The organism is Microbispora cellulosiformans, assembly GCF_008728085.1.
Lineage (GTDB): Bacteria > Actinomycetota > Actinomycetes > Streptosporangiales > Streptosporangiaceae > Microbispora > Microbispora amethystogenes.
Window position 1 is genome coordinate 126,697 of record NZ_VYTZ01000006.1, and the last position, 19,156, is coordinate 145,852.

At 73.9% G+C, this 19,156-nt stretch carries 21 protein-coding genes; 9 read left to right on the forward strand and 12 right to left on the reverse strand.

The genetic code is table 11. The annotated features are described in order from the left end of the window. Window positions 1-63 precede the first annotated feature (63 nt). The 4 genes from F5972_RS17735 to F5972_RS17750 all read right to left on the reverse strand — a co-directional run bounded on the left by F5972_RS17735 (window position 64) and on the right by F5972_RS17750 (window position 3,815). The gene (locus F5972_RS17735) at window positions 64-777 is read right to left on the reverse strand and encodes a sensor histidine kinase (RefSeq protein ID WP_150934677.1); all 714 of its coding nucleotides are present in this window, start codon (window positions 775-777) and stop codon (window positions 64-66) included. A gap of 279 nt (window positions 778-1,056) precedes the next feature. Continuing rightward, on the reverse strand, window positions 1,057-2,118 hold the full coding sequence (locus tag F5972_RS17740; protein WP_150934678.1) for an NAD(P)/FAD-dependent oxidoreductase: 1,062 nt from the start codon (window positions 2,116-2,118) through the stop codon (window positions 1,057-1,059). Next, on the reverse strand, window positions 2,115-2,672 hold the full coding sequence (locus F5972_RS17745; protein ID WP_150934679.1) for an isoprenylcysteine carboxyl methyltransferase family protein: 558 nt from the start codon (window positions 2,670-2,672) through the stop codon (window positions 2,115-2,117). The genes F5972_RS17740 and F5972_RS17745 overlap by 4 nt, the downstream gene beginning before the upstream one ends. 54 nt (window positions 2,673-2,726) lie before the next feature. Continuing rightward, window positions 2,727-3,815 (reverse strand): type III polyketide synthase, encoded by a 1,089-nt coding sequence (locus F5972_RS17750; protein WP_150934680.1) that lies wholly within the window; start codon window positions 3,813-3,815, stop codon window positions 2,727-2,729. 100 nt (window positions 3,816-3,915) lie between these two features. Here F5972_RS17750 and F5972_RS17755 point away from each other — a divergent pair, with 100 nt between their 5' ends. Further along, window positions 3,916-4,788 (forward strand): UbiA family prenyltransferase, encoded by an 873-nt coding sequence (locus F5972_RS17755; protein WP_150934681.1) that lies wholly within the window; start codon window positions 3,916-3,918, stop codon window positions 4,786-4,788. Between the two features lie 31 nt (window positions 4,789-4,819). Here the strand turns inward: F5972_RS17755 and F5972_RS17760 are convergent, their stop codons facing one another. Genes F5972_RS17760 through F5972_RS17770 form a run of 3 tightly spaced genes read right to left on the reverse strand, consistent with a single transcriptional unit; the run spans window position 4,820 to window position 6,752 of the window. Further along, window positions 4,820-5,431, reverse strand: a complete 612-nt coding sequence (locus F5972_RS17760; protein WP_191910179.1) for a methyltransferase domain-containing protein — start codon at window positions 5,429-5,431, stop codon at window positions 4,820-4,822. After that, window positions 5,428-6,111 carry a TIGR04282 family arsenosugar biosynthesis glycosyltransferase gene (locus tag F5972_RS17765; RefSeq protein ID WP_225311598.1) on the reverse strand — a complete coding sequence of 228 codons (684 nt, stop codon included), beginning with the start codon at window positions 6,109-6,111 and terminating at the stop codon, window positions 5,428-5,430. Before F5972_RS17765 ends, F5972_RS17760 begins: the two co-directional genes overlap by 4 nt. Further along, window positions 6,108-6,752 carry a glycosyltransferase family 2 protein gene (locus tag F5972_RS17770; RefSeq protein ID WP_150934682.1) on the reverse strand — a complete coding sequence of 215 codons (645 nt, stop codon included), beginning with the start codon at window positions 6,750-6,752 and terminating at the stop codon, window positions 6,108-6,110. Before F5972_RS17770 ends, F5972_RS17765 begins: the two co-directional genes overlap by 4 nt. A 92-nt stretch (window positions 6,753-6,844) precedes the next feature. Between F5972_RS17770 and F5972_RS17775 the strand changes: the two genes are divergently transcribed. The 3 genes from F5972_RS17775 (at window position 6,845) to F5972_RS17785 (ending at window position 10,917) form a co-directional block, all read left to right on the forward strand. Then, window positions 6,845-8,161: a hypothetical protein gene (locus F5972_RS17775; RefSeq protein ID WP_150934683.1), complete on the forward strand. Its 1,317-nt coding sequence runs from the start codon at window positions 6,845-6,847 to the stop codon at window positions 8,159-8,161. A gap of 145 nt (window positions 8,162-8,306) precedes the next feature. Then, the gene (locus F5972_RS17780) at window positions 8,307-9,515 is read left to right on the forward strand and encodes a cellulose binding domain-containing protein (protein ID WP_150934684.1); all 1,209 of its coding nucleotides are present in this window, start codon (window positions 8,307-8,309) and stop codon (window positions 9,513-9,515) included. 85 nt (window positions 9,516-9,600) lie between these two features. After that, window positions 9,601-10,917: a cytochrome P450 gene (locus tag F5972_RS17785; protein ID WP_150934685.1), complete on the forward strand. Its 1,317-nt coding sequence runs from the start codon at window positions 9,601-9,603 to the stop codon at window positions 10,915-10,917. On the opposite strand, the gene F5972_RS17790 is transcribed toward F5972_RS17785, so the two are convergent. Beyond that, entirely contained in the window at window positions 10,905-12,059 is a 1,155-nt protein-coding gene (locus F5972_RS17790; RefSeq protein WP_150934686.1) for an RtcB family protein, read from the reverse strand. The two genes, F5972_RS17785 and F5972_RS17790, sit on opposite strands and share 13 nt — an antisense overlap. Before the next feature lie 281 nt (window positions 12,060-12,340). On the opposite strand from F5972_RS17790, the gene F5972_RS17795 reads away from it, so the two are divergent. After that, on the forward strand, window positions 12,341-12,790 hold the full coding sequence (locus tag F5972_RS17795) for a hypothetical protein (RefSeq protein WP_150934687.1): 450 nt from the start codon (window positions 12,341-12,343) through the stop codon (window positions 12,788-12,790). Window positions 12,791-12,865: 75 nt separating this feature from the next. On the opposite strand, the gene F5972_RS17800 is transcribed toward F5972_RS17795, so the two are convergent. After that, window positions 12,866-13,198: a cupin domain-containing protein gene (locus tag F5972_RS17800; protein ID WP_150934688.1), complete on the reverse strand. Its 333-nt coding sequence runs from the start codon at window positions 13,196-13,198 to the stop codon at window positions 12,866-12,868. A gap of 128 nt (window positions 13,199-13,326) precedes the next feature. On the opposite strand from F5972_RS17800, the gene moaA reads away from it, so the two are divergent. From moaA to F5972_RS17815, 3 genes are read left to right on the forward strand one after another with little or no spacing between them, the layout of a single operon-like run. Then, entirely contained in the window at window positions 13,327-14,316 is a 990-nt protein-coding gene (gene moaA, locus F5972_RS17805; protein WP_150934689.1) for a GTP 3',8-cyclase MoaA, read from the forward strand. Window positions 14,317-14,328: 12 nt separating this feature from the next. Beyond that, window positions 14,329-14,988: a molybdenum cofactor guanylyltransferase gene (mobA, locus tag F5972_RS17810; protein ID WP_150934690.1), complete on the forward strand. Its 660-nt coding sequence runs from the start codon at window positions 14,329-14,331 to the stop codon at window positions 14,986-14,988. Continuing rightward, window positions 14,985-15,272, forward strand: a complete 288-nt coding sequence (locus F5972_RS17815) for a DUF6457 domain-containing protein (protein ID WP_150934691.1) — start codon at window positions 14,985-14,987, stop codon at window positions 15,270-15,272. Before mobA ends, F5972_RS17815 begins: the two co-directional genes overlap by 4 nt. A 264-nt stretch (window positions 15,273-15,536) precedes the next feature. Here F5972_RS17815 and F5972_RS17820 read toward each other — a convergent pair whose 3' ends face one another. Beyond that, a complete protein-coding gene (locus F5972_RS17820) occupies window positions 15,537-15,860 on the reverse strand; it encodes a DUF3099 domain-containing protein (RefSeq protein ID WP_204285579.1) in 324 nt (107 codons plus the stop codon). A gap of 86 nt (window positions 15,861-15,946) precedes the next feature. Here F5972_RS17820 and F5972_RS17825 point away from each other — a divergent pair, with 86 nt between their 5' ends. Further along, window positions 15,947-16,162, forward strand: a complete 216-nt coding sequence (locus F5972_RS17825; protein ID WP_117409424.1) for a dodecin — start codon at window positions 15,947-15,949, stop codon at window positions 16,160-16,162. A 27-nt stretch (window positions 16,163-16,189) separates the two neighbouring features. On the opposite strand, the gene F5972_RS17830 is transcribed toward F5972_RS17825, so the two are convergent. Together F5972_RS17830 and F5972_RS17835 are read right to left on the reverse strand one after the other, a co-directional pair. After that, window positions 16,190-17,608, reverse strand: a complete 1,419-nt coding sequence (locus F5972_RS17830; protein WP_225311599.1) for a metallopeptidase TldD-related protein — start codon at window positions 17,606-17,608, stop codon at window positions 16,190-16,192. Beyond that, window positions 17,605-19,098: a TldD/PmbA family protein gene (locus tag F5972_RS17835; RefSeq protein WP_150934693.1), complete on the reverse strand. Its 1,494-nt coding sequence runs from the start codon at window positions 19,096-19,098 to the stop codon at window positions 17,605-17,607. The genes F5972_RS17830 and F5972_RS17835 overlap by 4 nt, the downstream gene beginning before the upstream one ends. Between the last annotated feature and the right edge of the window lie 58 nt (window positions 19,099-19,156).

A 19,156-nucleotide genomic window follows, 5' to 3' on the forward strand; every position in this document is an offset into this window, starting at 1 on the left:
GCAGGTCAAGAGCGCGGGGGGACGCCGGAGGCGGCGTGGAGTGCTTTGGAGCGGTCCGTCCGCTCAGCGGCGGATGTTGCCCCTGCTGGGGATCTCGGCGACCAGGCGGAACCAGCCGTCGGGGTCGAGGACCGTTCCCACGACACCGTCGAGCGCGGCCGCGCGGGTGCGGAGGTTGTCCAGGCCGCTGCCGGCGCCGGAGGGAGCGGAGGGGTCGACGCCGTCGTTGGCCACGGTCAGCGTCACCGTGCCGGCGCGCAGGGCGATCTCGATGACGCACAGGGTCGCCCGGCTGTGCCGCACGACGTTGGTCACGGCCTCGCGGACCATGATGGCGAGCGTCGCGCCGATCTCGTCCGAGAGCTCCGCGTCGGTCACCTCGATCTTGCAGTCGGTCCCGTACGCGCGGAGCACGGCACGCGCGTTGGCCAGCTCCGACGGCAGCGAGACGTCCTGGAACGAGCGGGTCACGTTGCGGATGTCCGCGGCGGCCTGGCGGATCGCCTGCACCACGTCGGCCAGGGCGGGCCGCAGCGGGTTGTCCTCCTCGGCGAGGCGGTAGGCGAGCTCGCTGCGCAGGGTGGCCAGCCACAGCCGGCTGCTCACGAGGTCGTGCACGTCCCGGCCGAACTGCTCCCGGGCCTCGGCCGCGGCCTGGCGGACGGCCTCGGCCTGCATGGCGCGCAGCCGGCGCAGCCGGAGAGCCAGGATCGCCAGCGCGGCGACGGGGAGCGCGCCGAGTGACGTGAACAGGGCGAGTATCGCGAAGTCAGGCAAGTGACGACCCTCCAGTCATCCTCGCCGTAACATCGGTCTCGCCTTTCGGTGCATGCGCTATATCCTTGCATACCTGTCACAAAAGATGGCCACTTCGTTCATGTCGAAGTAAGTTCTAACGTCCGGGGATATAAGACGGTGCGGCCGCACCTAAAAACGGGCGTTCGCGAACTGTGAATTCCGGCCATGGACAAATTGCGCTATGTCCAGATTGCTCCCACGGGTCGCTTTCCCGGGCCGCTCGGGGGGGGCCGCTCACCGGGCGGCGCGGTCGGCCGCTCAGGCGAGCGATCGGACGGCGGCGCGGAACAGCACCGGCAGCCGCCGGGCGGCCGGCACGATCATCCGGGCCGCCGGGGGGTGCCGCCGGGCCTCCAGCAGCGTGGCGGTGAGCAGCCGGGACCGCCGCGACAGGCGCCGCCACGCGGCCTCGTACTCCTCGGGTCGGCCGGCGCGCAGGCAGCCGACCAGCGCGCGGGCCGACAGCAGCGCGAGCGACAGGCCCTCGCCGGTGAGCGCGTCCACGTAGCCCGCCGCGTCGCCCACGAGCAGGACCCGCCCGGCCACCCGCCGGCTGACCCGCTGGCGCAGCGGCCCGGCTCCGCGCACGGGGGTGGCGGGCGGTCCGTCCAGCCGGGCGAGCAGGTCAGGGAACGCCGCGAGGTGCTCGTGGTATCCCCGGCGCTCGCCGCTCAGCACGGCCACGCCGACGAGGTCGTCGCCCACCGGGGTGACGTACGCCTCGCCGCCCGGCGCCCAGTGCACCTCCACGAAGTCGGTCCACGGCGCCACCCGGTAGTGGCGGCGCAGGCCGTACCGGCGGGGGCCGCCCGCGGGCAGGTCCAGCCCGAGGGACGCCCTGATCGGCGAGTGCAGGCCGTCCGCCGCGACCAGCCAGCGCGCCCGCAGGTCGAGACCGTCCGGGACGCCGCCGGAGGGCGGCACCCGCGCGTGCACGGCGTCGTCACCGGCGCGCACGCCGGCGACCCGCCCGGAGACCACCCGGACTCCGGCCTCCCGGGCGCGCAGGGCCAGGGCAGCGTGCAGCGCGGTGCGCCGCACGCCGAGCCCGGTGCCGTCCCGGAACTCCGCCTGCACCCCGTGCCGCCCGTCGACGTAGCGGATGCCCAGGAACGGCCTGCTCTCCGGCAGCGCGATCTTGGGATCGATCCCCAGGCCGGCGAGGGCGGCGACGCCGGTGGGCATCAGGCCCTCCCCGCACGCCTTGTCGACCGGGACGGCCCGCGGCTCGACCACGACCGTCTCCAGGCCGGCCAGCGCCGCGTGGATGGCCGTGGCCAGCCCCGCCGGCCCGCCCCCGGCCACCAGTACGTCGATCATGGTGTGGTTTCGGAGGCGGGGGCGGGTGCGGACCGGGGGGCGGCGGTCGCGAGGGCGGCGTTCTCGCACCGCAGCCGGACGACCATGAGCGGCACGTTGAGCAGGGTGAAGGCCAGCGCGGTCAGCCACGCGGAGTGCACGAGCGGCAGGGCCGCGCCCTCCACCGCCACGGCGACGTAGTTGGGGTGCCGCAGCCACCCGAACCGGTACGGCCCGCGCGTCACGAGCGGCAGGCCGGGCACGACGATGACCTGGGTGTTCCACTGGCGGCCGAGGCTCGTGACGCACCACCAGCGCAGCGCCTGCGCGGCCACGACGAGCGCCAGCATCGGCCAGCCCAGGGCCGGGACGAACGGCCGGTCCGCCAGCGCCGCCTCCAGCAGGCACCCGGCGAGCAGGCCGGTGTGCAGGGCCACCATCCAGGGATAGTGCCCGGTGCCGTACAGCACCCCGCCGCGCTCCATGCTCCAGCGGGCGTTGCGGCGCGCCACGAACAGCTCCGCGAGGCGTTCCACGCCGACGAGCGCGACGAGCAGCGCGTACCAGGGCGACATCGGTTCCCTCCATCCCTCCCGGCCGGCTCCCGCCGGCCCCCTTCACCAGCGCCTTCACCAGCGCAGCAGAACGAGCTCGGAGCAGAATCCCGGGCCCATCGCCAGGAGCATCCCGAAGGTGCCCGGCGGTGGTGGCCGCAGGGCCAGGGTGTCCCGCAGCACGTGCAGCACGGACGCGGACGACAGGTTGCCGATGGCGGCGAGCGAGCGCCAGGTGAGGTCGAGCGCGCCGTCCGGCAGCGCGAGCGTCTCCGCGACCGCCTCCAGCACCTTGGGGCCGCCGGGATGGCACACCCACGCGGTGATGTCGCCGACGTCCAGGCCGTGGTCGCCGAGGAACCCGCCCACGTCTCCGGCGAGGTGGGTGCGCACCACGTCGGGCACCCCGGCGTCGAGGACGACCCGGAACCCGCTGTCGCGGACGTCCCACCCCATCACCCGTTCCGAGCCGGGGTAGAGGCGGCTGCGCGTGGCCACGACGGCCGGGCCCGGCCGTCCCCCAGGGAGCTCAGGGATGTCACGGCCGGGGATCTCACGGTCGTCGCCGTACGCGACCACGGCGGCGGCGCCGTCCCCGAACAGCGCGCCCGCCACGAGGTTGGCCGTGGAGGAGTCGTCGCGCTGGAGGGTGAGGGAGCACAACTCGACCGAGAGCAGCACCGCCACATGGCCGGGCCACCCGCGCAGGTAGTCGTGCAGCCGGGCGATGCCCGCCGCCCCCGCCACGCAGCCGAGGCCGAACACCGGCACCCGCTTCACGTCGGGACGCAGCCCGATGCGGTTGACCAGCCGGGCGTCGAGGGACGGCGCGGCGACGCCGGTGACCGACGTACACATGATCATGTCGACGTCCGCCGGGGTGAGGCCTGCGGCGTCGAGCGCGCCGGTCACGGCCTCCGCGCCCAGGTCGAGGGCGGCCTCGATGAACAGGTCGTTGGCCATGCCGAAGCCGTCGAGCTTGCCGTACCGGTCGAGCGGCTGCACGAGGTTGCGGTGCTCCACCCGCGCGCTCGCGTGCAGCCTGTCGAGGAGCCGGCGGTCGGCGCCCGGAGGGAGGCAGACCCTCGCCAGCGTGTCCGTGATCTCGTTCTGGGAGTGGCGATGAGGAGGAAGGACACCATGGACGGCCGCGATCCGCGTCATCTCACATCCCACTGGCTGGCGGAGGAAGCTACCTGCACTCTTGCCCGTCCAGGCGGCTCACATACCTCCCAACCCGGATCATCCGGTTACGCTCGTGACGATGACCTGCTCCAGAGCACTCCCCGGCGACGGGCCGCGGCAGGTGGCCGGGCTGGCCCGCGCGTGCCATCCGGGCCCGGCCGTCGCAGTGACCGTTCTGGTCACGGCGCTCGTGGTGCTCGCCGGGCGCGGCCTCGCCGGGGCCGTGCCGGTGGCGCTCGCCGTGCTGACCGGCCAGCTCTCGGTGGGCTGGTGCAACGACGCCGTGGACGCCGCCAGGGACGCCGCGGCCGGGCGGACCGGCAAGCCGATCGTCGCCGGCCTGGTGACCGCGGGCACGGTGCGCGCCGCGGCCTTCACGGCGCTGGCGGCGTGCGTGCCGCTCTCGCTGGCCTGCGGGCCGCTGCCGGCCGCGGCGCACCTGCTCGCCGTCGCGGCGGCCTGGGCCTACAACCTGTGGCTGAAGGGCACGGCCGCGTCGTGGGCGCCGTACGCGATCGGGTTCGGCGCCGTGCCGGTCTTCGTGGCGGGGGGCATGCCGGCCCACCATGCCGGCCCGCCGCTGCCCGCGTGGTGGGCCGTGCTCGCGGCGGCGCTGCTCGGCTGCGGGGCGCACCTCGGCAACGTGCTGCCCGACATCGCGACGGACCTGGCGACGGGCGTGCGGGGCTGGCCCCAGCGGCTCGGTGAGGCCCGGGTCAGGGCGCTGATGCCGGTGCCGCCGCTGGCGGCGTCCCTGCTCCTGGTCGTCGCACCGCCGGGCCCGCCCGGCCCGGCGGAGTGGCTCGCCCTCGCCGGGGTGGCCGGGTGCGCGGCGGCCGGTCTGGCGCTCGGCCGGCGCCTGCCCAAGGCGCCCTTCGCCGCCGCGATCGCCGCCGCCGGGATCGACGTCCTGCTCCTCGCCGCCACGGGCGCCGGCGTCGTCGCCATCTGAGCCGCTCGGGGGCCGCGTTTTCGGGGAACTCTCAGCCGAGGGCGCAGAACCAGCGTCCCGCCTCGGTCCACACCTCCGCGCGGCCGAAGCCCGTACGCCGGGCGAGCGGGCCGATGCCGTCCGCCCCGACGCGGGCCCAGGCGAACCACCCGGTGACCGTGTCGTCCCGGCGCAGCCTGACCCGCTCCGAGCGGGTGGCGGTGCCGGGAGGGCCGAGCTCGGCGACCACCTCGCCACCGGGCCGCAGCAGCTCGCGGGCCCGCCGCAGCAGGGCCTCGGGGTCTCCGCCGATGCCGATGTTGCCGTCGGCCAGCAGCACCGTCGCCCAGCGCCCGCCGCCCGGCACGTGCCCGAACACGTCACGGCACAGGGCCCGCCCGCCGGCCAGGCGGGTGAGGCGGACGGCCCGGGGCGTGACGTCGATGCCGAGCGCCCCCACCCCGCGCCTGGTCAGCGCCACGGTGAGCCGCCCGGGGCCGGAGCCCACGTCGAGCGTGGGGTCGCCGCAGCGGGCCAGCATGGCCTCGTCTCCTTCGGCGCCGTCGAGCCAGCGCCACGACTCCAGCGGCCACGTCCTGCCGTCGGCCGCCTCGACGTCGACCCGCGCGCCGTCCAGCGACTCGGCGTAGAGGGGGCCGATCACGCCGGGACGTCCATGCCGAGGGCCGCCACCGCCGCCGCGAACCGTGAGGAGGGGGCCCGCTCGGCCACCGCGCGGGCGTCGGCGGCGGTGTCCACGTCGGTCAGCTCGGGCAGCAGGGCGGTCCGCAGACCCGCCTCCCGGATCCGGCGGAGCAGCAGCGCCCCCGTGTCGGAGCGCGACATCGGCAGCCCGGAGAGCAGCGCGGGATCGGGTTCGCGCTGCCCGAGCAGCCAGAACCCGCCGTCGGCGGCCGGGCCGACCACGACGTCGTGCTCGTCCAGCAGCCGTCCCGCCTCGGCCAGCAGGCCCGGGGTGACCTGCGGGGTGTCCATGCCGATCAGCACGGCCGGTGCCGGGCAGGCGCTCCGGGCGTCGTCGAAGGCGTGTGTCAGCCGCTCCGCGAGGCCGTCCCCCCGCTGCGGGACCACGTCGTACCCGGCGGGCAGCCAGGGCCCGGGCTCGCCGAGCAGGGCCAGCACCCGGCGCGCCGCCGGAGCGGCGGCGACCGCCGCGAGCGTGTCGCGCAGCGCCGCCTCCGCGAGCGCGGCGGCCTGGCGGGGCGTGTACGGCGGGGTCAGCCGCGTCTTGACCCTCCCCGGCCGGGGCTCCTTGGCGATGACGATGATCTGCGGGGTGATCTGCGGGGTGATCTGCGGGGGGACGCGCGCGAGCTGTGTCACGCCGCCCGCCACATGTCGCGGACCGTCCGCACCGTGCCGAGAACGGTGCCGGTGACCTTGGAGCGGCCGACGCGCGGCAGGTAGTCGACCTCGACCTCGCCGATGCGCCAGCCCGCCTCGCTCGCCCGGAGCACCATCTCCAGGGGATAGCCGAACCGGCGGTCCCGCAGGCCCAGGCCGAGCAGCGCCGTACGGCGGGCCGCGCGCATCGGCCCGAGGTCGTGCAGCGCGGCGCCGGTGCGGTGGCGCAGCCGCCAGGCCAGCAGCCGGTTGCCCAGGCGGGCGTGCGCGGGCCACGCCCCGCGGGCGACGGGCCGGCGGCGGCCCAGCACCAGGTCGGCGGTGCCGTCCAGCACGCTCTCCGCGACGTACGGCAGCTGCCGCGGGTCGAGCGAGGCGTCGGCGTCCATGAAGCAGACGACGGGCGCGGTCGCGGCCGTGAGACCCGCGTGGCAGGCGGCGCCGAAACCCGGAACGGACTCGGTCACGACGAGCGCGCCGTGCCGGGCGGCGACCTCGGCCGACCCGTCGGTGGACCCGTTGTCGACCACGATGGCCCGGCAGCCGTCGGGCATCCGGCCGAGCACCCAGGGCAGGGCCTCCGCCTCGTCGAGGCAGGGAAGCACCACATCGATCTGCATGCCGCCGACGGTAGGGCCGCCCGGGCCGCTCAGTTCTTACGAAGTGACTACGTGACAGGGGCCCACCGCTCCGGTTGCCTAGCCTGTGGGTCGTGATCACACGACGGGGCCTGCCGGTGGCCTGGGCCGGCCTGGTGGGGAGCGCGTTCGCGGTGGGCGGGGTGCTGCACGCGCGCGGGGTGCTGTCCATCGACCATCTGCCGCCGCTGCACGCGCTCGCCCGGCGGCCCACGGCGGCGAGCATGGCCGCGCTCGTTCCGGCGGCCGCGTTCGCCGCCGTCGCGGTGCCCGTGCTGCCCCGGCTGACCGCGCACCTGCCCCTGCGGGCGGCGCTCGCGGCGGCCTTCGGCGTGTCGCTCGCGTGGACCGTCCTGCTGGCGGTGTCCGGGGAGGGGCTGGCGTGGCCGTTCACCCACCCGCAGGAGTACCTGGCCGTGCTGGGGGTGGCGGGCGACGACCCGCTCGGCTGGCTGGCCGGGTTCACCCGCGACCTGCCGGCCTACCCGACGCACGTGCGGGGACACCCCCCGCTGCCGGTGCTGGTGCTGTGGGCACTGGACGCGGCCGGGCTGCCGGGACCGTTCTGGGCCGCCGTCCTCGTCGTCGTCGTCGGATGCTCGGCCACGGTCGCGATCGGGCTGGCGGTGCGGCGCGTCTCGGGAGAGGAGGCGGCCCGGCGCGCGCTGCCGTACCTCGCCCTGTCTCCGGCGGCGGTGTGGGTCGCGACGACGATGGACGCGTTCTTCGCGGGAGTGGGGGCGTGGGGGACGGCGCTGCTGCTGCTCGCGTTGCGCGGCGACGGCGGATCCCGGGCACGCGGGCGGGTGGACCGGGTCGCGCTCGGGCTGGGTGCGGGGGTGGCGCTGGGCGCGTTGCCGTACCTGAGTTACGGCCTGGTGCCGTACCTGCTCATCCCGTGTGTCGCGGCAGCCGTCGTACTGGGCGGCACGGGGGTGAGGGCGGCGAGCGCGGCGGTGCTCGCCTGCCTGGCCGGGATGGCGGCGGTGAGCGCGTTGTTCGCCGCCGGAGGCTTCTGGTGGCCCGACGGGGTCGCCGCCACGCACGCCGAGTGGACGGCCGATCCCGGGGCGGCCCGGCCGTACCTGTACTTCCTGTTCGCCAACCTGGCCGTGCTCGCCCTGGTCACGGGACCCGCCACCGCCGCCGGACTCACCGCGCCCCGGTTGTCCGCAGGGCCGTCGGCGGGGCGGGTGCTGCCCGTGGCCGCGCTCGTCGCGGTGCTGGCCCTCGACCTCAGCGGAGTCACCAGGGGCGAGGTGGAGCGCATCTGGCTGCCCTACGCCCTGTGGCTCACCGCCGCGGCCGGGCGCGTGGGGGACCGCCGCCTGCTCGCCGCGCAGGCGCTGACGGGCCTGCTGCTGCAGGGGCTCGTCCGGTCGCCCTGGTGACAGGGGAGTGAAAGTTGCACGTTTCCTGCCGGTACGACCGGTGGCGACCGCGGAGCGGGCGAGTGATTCTTTGACGGCCGTGCCGGGCCGCCGGATGATCCGGGCGATGTCGTAAGCCGATCTTCGCCGACGAAGAGGTGAGAACGTGCCCAGACTTTCGTGGCCGGTCGCGTGGACGGCGGCGGGCGCCGGAGCCGTCGCGCTGCTGGCGGCCAACGTCGCCGCGCCGCCCGTCCTCGCGGTGAGCGCGCCACCGGTGAACGCCGCCGTGTTCGCGGACCACGCGGCTCCGCGGCCGGTCGCGAGCGGGACCGCGGGAACGGACGTCACCCCGCCCTCCACGCCGTCGACGGTGTACCCGTGCCTGCCGCCCCTGCCCACGGGCGGTTCCCAGGGCGTGATCGGCCTGTGCTGGTCGGCGTCCACCGACGACGTCGCGGTGACCGGCTACGAGGTCTACCGCCTCACGTCGGACGGCTTCGTCAAGGCGGCCTCCACCACGTCCGCCGGCTTCGTCGCCACCGGGTTGACCGCCGGACGCACCTACACGTTCTACATCGTGGCCAGGGACGCCGCAGGGAACACCAGCAAGCCGACCGCGCCCATCAGCACCCCGGCGGTCACGGGCACGTCCGTGTCGCCGACCCCCGTCGCCGGGGACACGACCCCGCCGAGCAAGCCGGCCGGCCTCCGGGCCAACTGCCTGCCCGACTTCCGCGGCACGTCGCTGTGCTGGTCGGAGTCCACCGACGACGTCGGCGTCGCCGCCTATGACATCTACCGGCGCACGGACACCGCCTGGATTCTCGTGGGCACGAAGCCCGCGGGCACCTGGAACTTCCTCGAGGGCAACCTCGTCACCGGCCGGACGTACACCTACGTCATCGTGGCCAGGGACGCCGCGGGCAACCTCAGCCTCCCCTCCGACCCGATCGACGTGATCGCGTCCGGAGGCTACCCCGGGACGAACTCGCCCCCGGCCTCACCCCCGGCCTCACCCCCGGCCTCACCCCCGGTCTCGCCTTCGCCCCCGGCCACCTGCAAGGTCGAGTACGGCTCCTGGAGCTTCCCCGGCGGTTTCACGGCGAGCGTGAAGATCACCAACACCGGCTCGTCCGCCGTCAGCGGCTGGACGCTGCGCTTCGCCTTCCCCGACGCGGGACAGAAGGTCGCCCAGGGCTACTCGGCCACCTGGTCGCAGTCGGGCAAGGACGTCACCGCCGTGAACCTGAGCTGGAACAAGGTCATCGATCCCGGCAGGTCCGTCCTGATCGGCTTCACCGGCAGGCGGACGGGGGCCAACCCCGATCCGGCCGCGTTCACGCTGAACAACGGCGCCTGCGTGAAGAGCTGATCATCTCGTGCTCGCCGTACGGCCCCCGCCGCAGGGTCGTACGGCGGGACCGTTTCTCCGGGACGAGTGCGGGCAGTCAGGACATATGCCGCTGTTTGACACCACGCTGCTTCTGCTGCTAGAGGGCTACTCCTGGCTGCCGGCCCGGTGGCGGGAGGCCCAAGGGGAGATGATCCGGACCCGCCTCCTCGGCCAGCGCGCCGTGGTGCTGCGCGGTCCCGACGCCGTCCGCTTCTTCTACGACGACAACCATGTCCAGCGCGCCCCCGCGCTGCCTGAGCCGATCAAGAGCACGTTGTTCGGCCACGGAGCCGTGCACAGTCTCGACCAGGCCGCGCACCGGGCGCGCAAGGCCGTGTTCATGGGGCTGATGACCCCCGAGAGCGTCGCCTCCCTCGTACGCGAGACCACCGCGGCCTGGGACGAGGCGGTGGCGACGTGGCCCGGCAGGGGAGAGGTCGTGCTCTTCGACGAGGCCGCCCGCGTCCTGACCACGGGGGTGTGCCGCTGGGCGGGCATCCCCCTCGGCGAGGAGGAGGCCGGCCCGCTCGCCGCGGACCTGGTCGCGATGGTCGACGGCTTCGGCTCGCCCGGCGCCCGGCACTGGCGGGCCCGCGGCGCCCGGGCCCGGCGGGAGGCGTGGCTCGCGGAGATCGTCGAGGAGGTGCGGCGCGGAAGCTCGCAGGTGCCACCCACCTCGGCGCCCGCGAACGCGCTCGGCGCGGTCGCCTTCCACCGGGAGCCCGACGGGGAGCCGCTCGCGCCCCGGCTCGCGGCGGTCGAACTGCTCAACCTGGTGCGTCCCACCGTCGCCGTGGCCTGGTTCCTCACGTTCGCCGCGCACGCCATGCACTACTGGCCGGTCACCCGGGTCCGCATGAACGACGACCTGGACGGCACCTACGCCGAGGCGTTCGCGCATGAGGTGCGGCGCTTCTATCCCTTCGTCCCGTTCGTCGCGGGGAAGGCGGTCAAGGACCTCACCTGGAAGGGCGAGCCGATCCTGGCCGACTGGCTCGTGCTGCTGGACGTCTGGGGGCAGAACCACGACCCCGCCCTCTGGCCGAACCCGTGCTCGTTCGACCCGCAGCGGTTCGTCGGGCGGGAGATCGGGCCGTACGACCTGATCCCGCAGGGCGGCGGCGATCCGGCGGCCGGGCACCGGTGCCCGGGGGAGCCGGTCGCCGTGGGCCTGCTGGAGGCGCTCGCGCCCCGGCTGGCAGGGCTGGACTACACCCTGCCTCCGCAGGACCTCACGGTCTCGCCGTACCGGATCCCGGCCAGGGTGACCAGCGGTTTCGTACTGCGGCCCGTGGGCGCGACCGTCCCCCGCGAGCCGGTGGCCGCACAGTCGGTATCACGGTCGGCATCACGGTCGCGCCCCCAGGTTCATCCCTTGTAGTTGAACACCTGGCGCAGCGTGTGCCGGACCTCGACGAGGTCCTTCTGGTCCGCCATCACCTGGTCGATGGGCTTGTACGCCTCGGGGTGCTCGTCGACCAGGGCGGCGGCCCGGTCGGCGTTCCAGGTCCGGCCGCGCATCGCCTCGCGCAGCGACGCCGCGGACAGCTCGCGCTTGGCCCGGGACCGCGACATCCGGCGCCCCGCGCCGTGGGAGCACGAGTTGTACGACAGCGGGTTGCCGCGCCCGCGGACGATGTAGGAGCGGGTGCCCATCGAGCCCGGGATCACGCCCTCGTCCCCGGTGTCCGCCTTGATCGCCCCCTTACGGGTGATCCACAGATCCCTGCCCTCGTGGGTCTCCATCTGGGTGAAGTTGTGGTGGCAGTTGATCGTCCGGACCCGGGAGCCGGAACCGACGACCCGGAAGAGCGCCTCGCCCAGCACCCGGTCCATCCGCGCCCGCGACGCCATCGCGTACCGCTGCGCCCACAGCATGTCCTCGACGTACGCCGTGAACTCCGGGGTGCCCTGGGTGAAGTAGGCGAGGTCGGGGTCCTCCAGCCCGATCTCCATGCGTCGCATGAGCTGCTTCGCGCCCTTGATGTGCGCGGTCGCGAGCTGGTTCCCGATGCCGCGCGAGCCCGAGTGGAGCACCGTCCACACCCGGTCGCGCTCGTCGAGGCAGACCTCCACGAAGTGGTTGCCCGACCCGAGGGTCCCGAACTGGCAGGCCACGGTGGTCTCCTGCTTGGGCGTGAGACCGGTGTGCGGCCGGCCCAGCTCGCCGAGGGCGCGGTCCACCGCGCGGTCGGAGTGCCCCTTGCCCACTCCCGCCGGGATGCGCCGCTCCACCAGCCGCATCAGCGGATCGAGCGAGTCGGGCAGGTCGGCGGCGGTGAGCGTGGTCTCGGTCGCGACCATGCCGCAGCCGATGTCCACCCCGACGGCGGACGGAATGATCGCGCCCTCGGTGGGGATGACGGAGCCGACCGTCGCGCCGATGCCCACGTGCGCGTCCGGCATGAGCGCGACGTGCCCCGGCACGAACGGCAGGCGCGCCGCGCGGGCGGCCTGGACGGCCGCCCCGTCGTCGATCTCGCTCGCCCAGGACAGTACCTTGGGGGCGATGTGCTTCGGCATCGTGGTTCTCCTCCTCGGTCGAGATCCACACCGGGATCCGCACCGAGATCCACTGTGCCGGGCGTCATGCGGGAATCCCAACCGAATTATCGGCGGTCGTCGTCGGCAACGTCGTCATCGGCATCGTCGTCATCGGCATCGTCGTCACCGGCGTCGCCGGCGGCGGAAAGCCGGTTGCCGCCCTACCCCTCCAGCCCGGATCATGCCGCGATGGGGCGACACGGGAGGCGACGCGGTACGACGACTTCCGGCCCCGCGGCCGGACGACGGGAAGGCGCACGATGAACCACACCTCGGCGGCCGTGGCCGCGGCCGCCACCTTCGTCTGGCTGGGGATGGTGCTGGCGATCTCGTTCCTGGAGGCGCCGCTGAAGTTCCGCGCACCGGGGGTGACGGTCCCGATCGGCCTGGGCATCGGCCGTCTCGTCTTCCGCGCGCTGAACGCCGCCGAGGCGGTGCTGGCGGCGGTCGTGATCGGCACGGTCGTGATCGCGGCGGTCGTGATCGGATCGCCTCCCACCATCGTGGTGGTGCTCACCGCCGTCGCCGCGGCCGTCCTGGTGATCCAGCTCGTGCTCGTCCGCCCGCCGTTGAACCGCAGGTCCGACCGGGTCCTCGCGGGCGAGGACCCGGCGCGGACGCGGTCGCGGGCCCACCTGTGGTACGTCGCGCTGGAGATCGTGAAGGTCCTGTCGCTGGCCGCCCTGGGGTGGGTCCTCCAGGCCGTTTGACGCGCTCCCGGACGGGTGGACCTCCGGTCTTTTCGATCCCCGGCCCGAGGGCCGGAACACTGCGGACGTGTGCGGTCAGGGGCCTTTGACGACGGTGAGGAGGACCGCGCTGTCCTCGACGGCGTCGAGCGCGTGCCGTGCGCCGGGGATGGTCAGGAGATCACCGGACCGTCCTTCCCAGGAGGCGTCGCCGCTGCTCAGCCGTACATGACCGTGCAGCACCAGCAGGGTCGCCTCACCCGGGCTCTCGTGCTCGGCGAGGCCGGCCCCGGCGGTGAGGGCGAGCAGCGTCTGGCGCAGCGCGTGCTCGTGGCCGCCGTACAGGGTCTCCGCGGCGCGGCCGCCGGAGGTTCCGCGCGCGCGTTCCAGCAGTTCGCGTACGCGTGCTTCGAGAGCGATCGTCTCCATCCCCCCAGTCTGCCCCCTGCGGCGGCGGGGCGTATCCGGCCTCCCGGGGAATCGCGGCGGCGGAAAGGAGGTTGTCGTCGTCGTGACGGCAGGGCTTAGGCTGGTGGCTCTGATGACGGAGGTCCTTTGTGCTGGTTGACTCCTTCGGCCGGGTCGCGACCGATCTGCGAGTGTCGCTGACCGACCGGTGCAACCTGCGGTGCGCGTACTGCATGCCGCCCGAGGGCCTCGACTGGCTGCCCAAGCCCGACCTGCTCACCGGCGAGGAGGTCGTCCGCCTGGTGCGGATCGGCGTGGAGCGGCTGGGCATCCGGGAGGTCCGCTTCACCGGCGGCGAGCCGCTGCTGAGACGCGAGCTCGTGGACATCGTCACCGCCGCCGCCGCGTTGCGCCCGCGTCCGCAGGTGTCGCTGACCTCGAACGGCATCGGCCTGGCCCGGCTCGCCGAGCCGCTCGCGAAGGCGGGGCTCGACCGCGTCAACATCTCGCTCGACACGCTCGACCGGGAGGTGTTCGCCCGGCTCGCCCATCGCGACCGCCTGCACGACGTGCTGGACGGCCTCGCGGCGGCGGCCGCCGCCGGGCTCGCGCCGGTCAAGGTCAACGCGGTGCTGATGCGGGGGATCAACGAGCACGACGCCGTGCCGCTGCTGCGCCACTGCCTCGACCGGGGATACGAACTGCGCTTCATCGAGCAGATGCCGCTCGACGCCCAGCACGGCTGGCGCCGCGACGACATGGTGACGGCCGACGAGATCCTCGGGCTGCTGAAGGACTCCTTCGACCTCACGGAGGACGACCCGCGCGAGCGCGGCAGCGCTCCCGCCGAGTTGTTCCTGGTGGACGGGGGACCCGGGAGGGTCGGCGTGATCGGCTCGGTCACCCGCCCGTTCTGCGGGGCCTGCGACCGCGTGCGGATCACCGCGGACGGCCAGGTGCGCAACTGCCTGTTCGCCACCGAGGAGTCCGACCTGCGTACGGCGCTGCGCTCGGGCGCCTCCGACGACGACCTGGCGGCGCGCTGGGTGGCGGCGGTGCGGGGCAAGAAGGCCGGGCACGGCATCGACGACTCCGCCTTCCTCCAGCCTGCCCGGCCGATGTCGGCCATCGGCGGCTGACCGGGGGTCTCCGTGCGGCTTTCCGGCACAGAAGAGCCCGGCACAGGCCGGTCCAGCGCAGGCGAGGCGGGCGGCGGTCAGCCGTACGACGCGGTGATCCTCGCGGGCGGCCGGGCCGAGCGGTTCGGCGGCGCGGACAAACCGGGCGCGCTGGTCGGCGGGGTGCCGCTCGTCGAGCGGGTGGTGGCGGCGGTCCGCGCGGCGCGCGCCGTGATCGTCGCAGGCCCGCCCAGGGACCTGCCCGGGGTGGTCTTCACCAGGGAGGACCCGCCGGGCGGCGGGCCGGTCCCCGCGCTGCGCGCCGGGCTCGCCGAGGTGACGTCTCCGTCGGTCGTCCTGCTCGCCGCCGACATGCCGTTTCTCGAGGCCGCCCACGTCGCCGAACTGCTGGCCGCGCTGCGCGAGGGCAGCGGTTCGGCCGGTGCGGCGGGGGCGGTGCTCGTCGACGACACAGGCAGGGAGCAGTGGCTCGCCGGGGCGTGGCGGACGGCCGCGCTGCGGACCGCGCTGGGCGCGTACGAGGGCCGGTCGCTGTGGGGGCTGCTCGGCCCGCTCGCGCCGGTGCCGGTGCGCCTGGCGGCTGGGGCGGCGCCGCCGTGGTTCGACTGCGACAGCATCGAGGATCTCCGCGCGGCCCGCGTCCGGGCCGGCGAACGAAGGGAGCGCGCGTGAACGTGCTGGAGGAGTGGACGGCTCGGGTCTGCCGCGAACTCGGCGTCGACCCCGCCCAGGTGGATCGGACTCTGGTGCTCGATCTGACCAGGGATGTCGCGCACGGCGTGGCGCGGCCGGCCGCGCCGCTGACCGCTTACCTGCTCGGGCTCGCGCAGGGAGCCGGCACCGCCGGGCCGGACGCCGCCGGGCGGCTGTCGCGGATGGCGAAGGACTGGGCGGAGGAGACCGCCGGCACCCGGAGCATCGAGACCCCGCCCGTCGAGGCCCCGGGCGACACCTGACCCCCGGAAGTGGCGCGGGAACGGCCGCTTTCCGGTCGGCAGGCGAAAAGGGTGCACATAGCAAACATCGCAGGCCGGAGAAAGCCGGAAAGGGAAAGACCCTGGAAAAGGGCGACGCCGGGTGGTTACGGGGGCAAACCACCCGGCGTCGCTTCATCGGCGTTCCGACGGGGGCCCGGAACGCCGGCACTAGCGCTCCGACGGGGGACCAGAGCGCTTGGCTAAACTGTACACCTCCAACCCATGGGTTGCGTCAAGACTTTGTCACGACCCGATCTCGCGTCGATGCCGTGGTATCTCGTTTTGGTTAGGCGAGGTCAAGTCCATGCGCGGTGGGGGCTCGTGACCTCTCTGATTGGCCCCGAGAACGGCAACGTACGGCAAAAGAACCGCCCCGGCGACGAAGAGGGCCTTGACAGGCCAGGGGGAGGGGACCGCGACGGCCAGGATGAGACAGACGATCCGGATGCCCATCTTGATGAGATAACTGATCTCACGCTTGCGGATGTCGTTGGACAGGGAGGGCTGCGCGTCCGTCACCTGGTGAACGACCGGGCGGTCTTTTCTGAACCAGCGCCATGGATTCACGTTTTCCACGGTAGACCCCGAAGGGAGCGGGGGGACGTCCGCGGGGGGGTTACGATCACGCGGACAGGCACAGGCAGGAGGACGTGATGTCGGATCGCACCTATCGGGTGACCGAGATAGTCGGCACCTCGGAGGAGAGCGTCGACCAGGCCATCCGCAACGGCGTCCGGCGGGCCGCCCGGACGCTGCGGCACCTGGACTGGTTCGAGGTGACCGAGGTACGCGGCCACATCGTGGACGGCGAGGTGGCCCACTTCCAGGTCGGCATGAAAGTGGGCTTCCGCCTCGAGGACGCCGAATAGCGCCGAACAGCGCCTAACCAGGCGGGCTCAGCTCGCCTGGCTGACCGTCGACATGTTGAAGTCGGGCACGCGAACAGGCGGCATGACGGCGCGGTTGAACCAGTCGCCCCACTCGCGGGGCAGCGTGGGCAGGCTCGCGCCGACCTCAGTCAGGCGGCCGAGCAGGTCCACCGGCGACTCGTTGAACCGGAAGTTGTTGACCTCGCCGACGACCTCGCCGTTCTCGACCAGGTACACCCCGTCTCTGGTCAGCCCGGTCAGCAGCAGCGACTGCGGGTCGACCTCCCGGATGTACCACAGGCAGGTCAGCAGCAGTCCCCGCTCGGTCGAGGCGACCATCTCCTCCAGTGAGCGGCCGCCAGCCGGGCCCTCCATCACCAGGTTGTCGATCTGCGGGGTCGCGGCCAGGCCGGTCAGCTCCGCCGAGTGCCGGGTCTGCACCAGGTTGGCCAGCGTGCCGTCGCTGATCCACTCGGTGCGGCCGAGGGGCATGCCGTTGTCGAAGACCGACTGCTCGCGGCCGGAGGCGTGCGCGACCACGAACGGCGTGCACGCGATCCCGGCGTGGGCCGGGTCGCTGTACAGCGAGATCGGGTGTGGCGACAGCCGCTCGCCGACCCGCGTGCCGCCGCCCGGCCGGGAGAACACCGTCCGCCCGTCGGCGGCGTCGCGCGCGCCGGACGACCAGTACAGGTAGATCATCAGGTCGGAGACCGCCGTCGGCGGCAGGATCGTCTCGTAACGCCCCGGCTCCAGGTCGATCCGCCGCTTGGCCCAGTCGAGCCGCCGGGTGAGCGTGGCGTCGAGCGCGGCCACGTCCACGTCGGCGAAGTCGCGGGTGGAGACGCCCGTCCAGGCCGAACGCGCCAGGTCCGCCGACTTGGCGTTCAGCTCCAGCCGGCCGGTCGGCTGGTCGTGACGCAGCCGCAGGCCGGTGGACGAGCCGACGAAGGTGGAGGTCACGATGTGCTCGGCGAAGCCGTACAGCTTGCGCCCCGAGGAGTCGGCGGCGGCGAACGCCTCGCCGAGGGCGGGGGCGAACTCGCCGAAGACGTCGATGGACGTCGGCTCCACGGGCCGGTCCCAGCCCGCGCCCGCCGTGCCCGCAGCATCCGCTTCCACCAGGGGCCGCGCGTCCTCCGACGGGCGGGCCTCGCGGGCGGCGCGGTCGGCCGCCGCCACCACGTCGGCGAGCTGCCCGTCCCGTATGGCGGAGCGCGACACGACCCCGACCCCCGCGCCCACCACGGAGATCACGGTGAGCCGCGAGGAGCGGGCGACGCCGTTCGTGGTCAGCGTGTTGCCGGCGAACCGGAGGTTGGCGGTCGAGCCCTCGTCCACGATGACGACGCAGCCGTCGGCCTCGCTCAGCGCGAGCGCCCGCTCCACCGTCTCCTGCGGCGTGGTCACCCCGCCGCTCACCCCGTCGCTCAAATGGTCGCTCACTTGCCACCCTCCTGGACGGTGTTGAGGATCCGTACGCCGCGGAACAGCGCCGCCGGGGCGCCGTGGCTGACCGGCGCGACCTGGCCCGGCTGGCCCTTGCCGCAGTTGAAGGCGCCGCCGAGCACGTACGTCCCGGGGCCGCCCACGGCCTCCATGGAACGCCAGAAGTCCGTGGTGGTCGCCTGGTAGGCCACGTCGCGGAGCTGCCCGGTCAGCCGGCCGTTCTCGATGCGGTAGAACCGTTGCCCCGTGAACTGGAAGTTGTATCTCTGCATGTCGATCGACCAGCTCTTGTCGCCCAGGACGTAGACGCCGCGCTCCACCCGGGAGATCAGCTCCTCGCTGGACGGGCCGTCCGGGGCCGGCTGGAGCGACACGTTCGCCATCCGCTGGATCGGCATGTGCCCGGGGGAGTCGGCGAAGGCGCAGCCGTTCGACCTGCCGAGGCCCTTCAGCAGCGCCATCCGGCGGTCGAGCTGGTAGCCCACCAGCGTGCCCTCCCGGACGATGTCGAACGACTGGCCCGCGACGCCCTCGTCGTCCCAGCCGACGGTGGCGAGGCCGTGCTCGACCGTGCGGTCCCCGGTCACGTTCATCACGGGCGAGCCGTAGTGCAGGCTGCCGAGCTGGTCGAACGTGGCGAACGAGGTGCCGGCGTAGGCCGCCTCGTATCCGAGCGCCCGGTCCAGCTCGGTCGCGTGCCCGATCGACTCGTGGATGGTCAGCCACAGGTTGGACGGGTCGACCACCAGGTCGTACCGCCCGGCCTCCACCGAGGGCGCCTTGAGCTTCTCGTCCAGCAGGTCGGGCAGCTCGGCCAGCTCGGCGGGGAAGTCCCAGCCGGCGCCGGTGAGGTACTCGTACCCCCGGCCGACCGGCGGCGCGAGCGTGCGCATGTCGTCGAACCGGTCGCCGTCCGTCTTCATCGCCGTCACCACGGGGTGCAGCCGCACGCGCTGCTGGGTGGTCACCGTGCCCGCCGAGTCGGCGTAGAACTTCTGCTCTTTCACCTGCATGAGCGAGGCGGAGACGTGGTCGGCCCGGCCGAGCAGGCCGGACGACCACTCCGCGAGCAGCGCCGTCTTGTCCGCCAGCGGCACGTCGAACGGGTCGACGTCGTAGGCCGACACCCAGGTCACGTCGTCGTACACCGGCTCGGGGGCGAGCCCGACCGGCTCGCGGTTGATCGGCGCGCTGACGGCCGCCACCCGCACGGCCTCCTCGGCGGCCCGCGCCGCCGCCTCCGCGGTCAGCTCGATGCCGGACGCGAAGCCCCAGGTGCCGTCCTTGATCACCCGTACGGCGAACCCGAGGTCGTCGGCGTCGGAGGACCCTTCCAGGCGGGCGTCGAACAGGCGCAGCGTCTCGGCGCGCACCCGTTCGAGGCGGAAGGAGGCGTGCTCGGCGCCCAGGTCACGGGCGCGCTGCAGGGCCGCGTCCGCCAGCCGCCGCAGTGGCAGGGCGAGGAAGTCCGGGTCGATCTGGCGCATGTCCACGATCCTAGCCCTGTGATCTTGTGTCCTGCGGACAAGCGGTTACCGTCGGGTA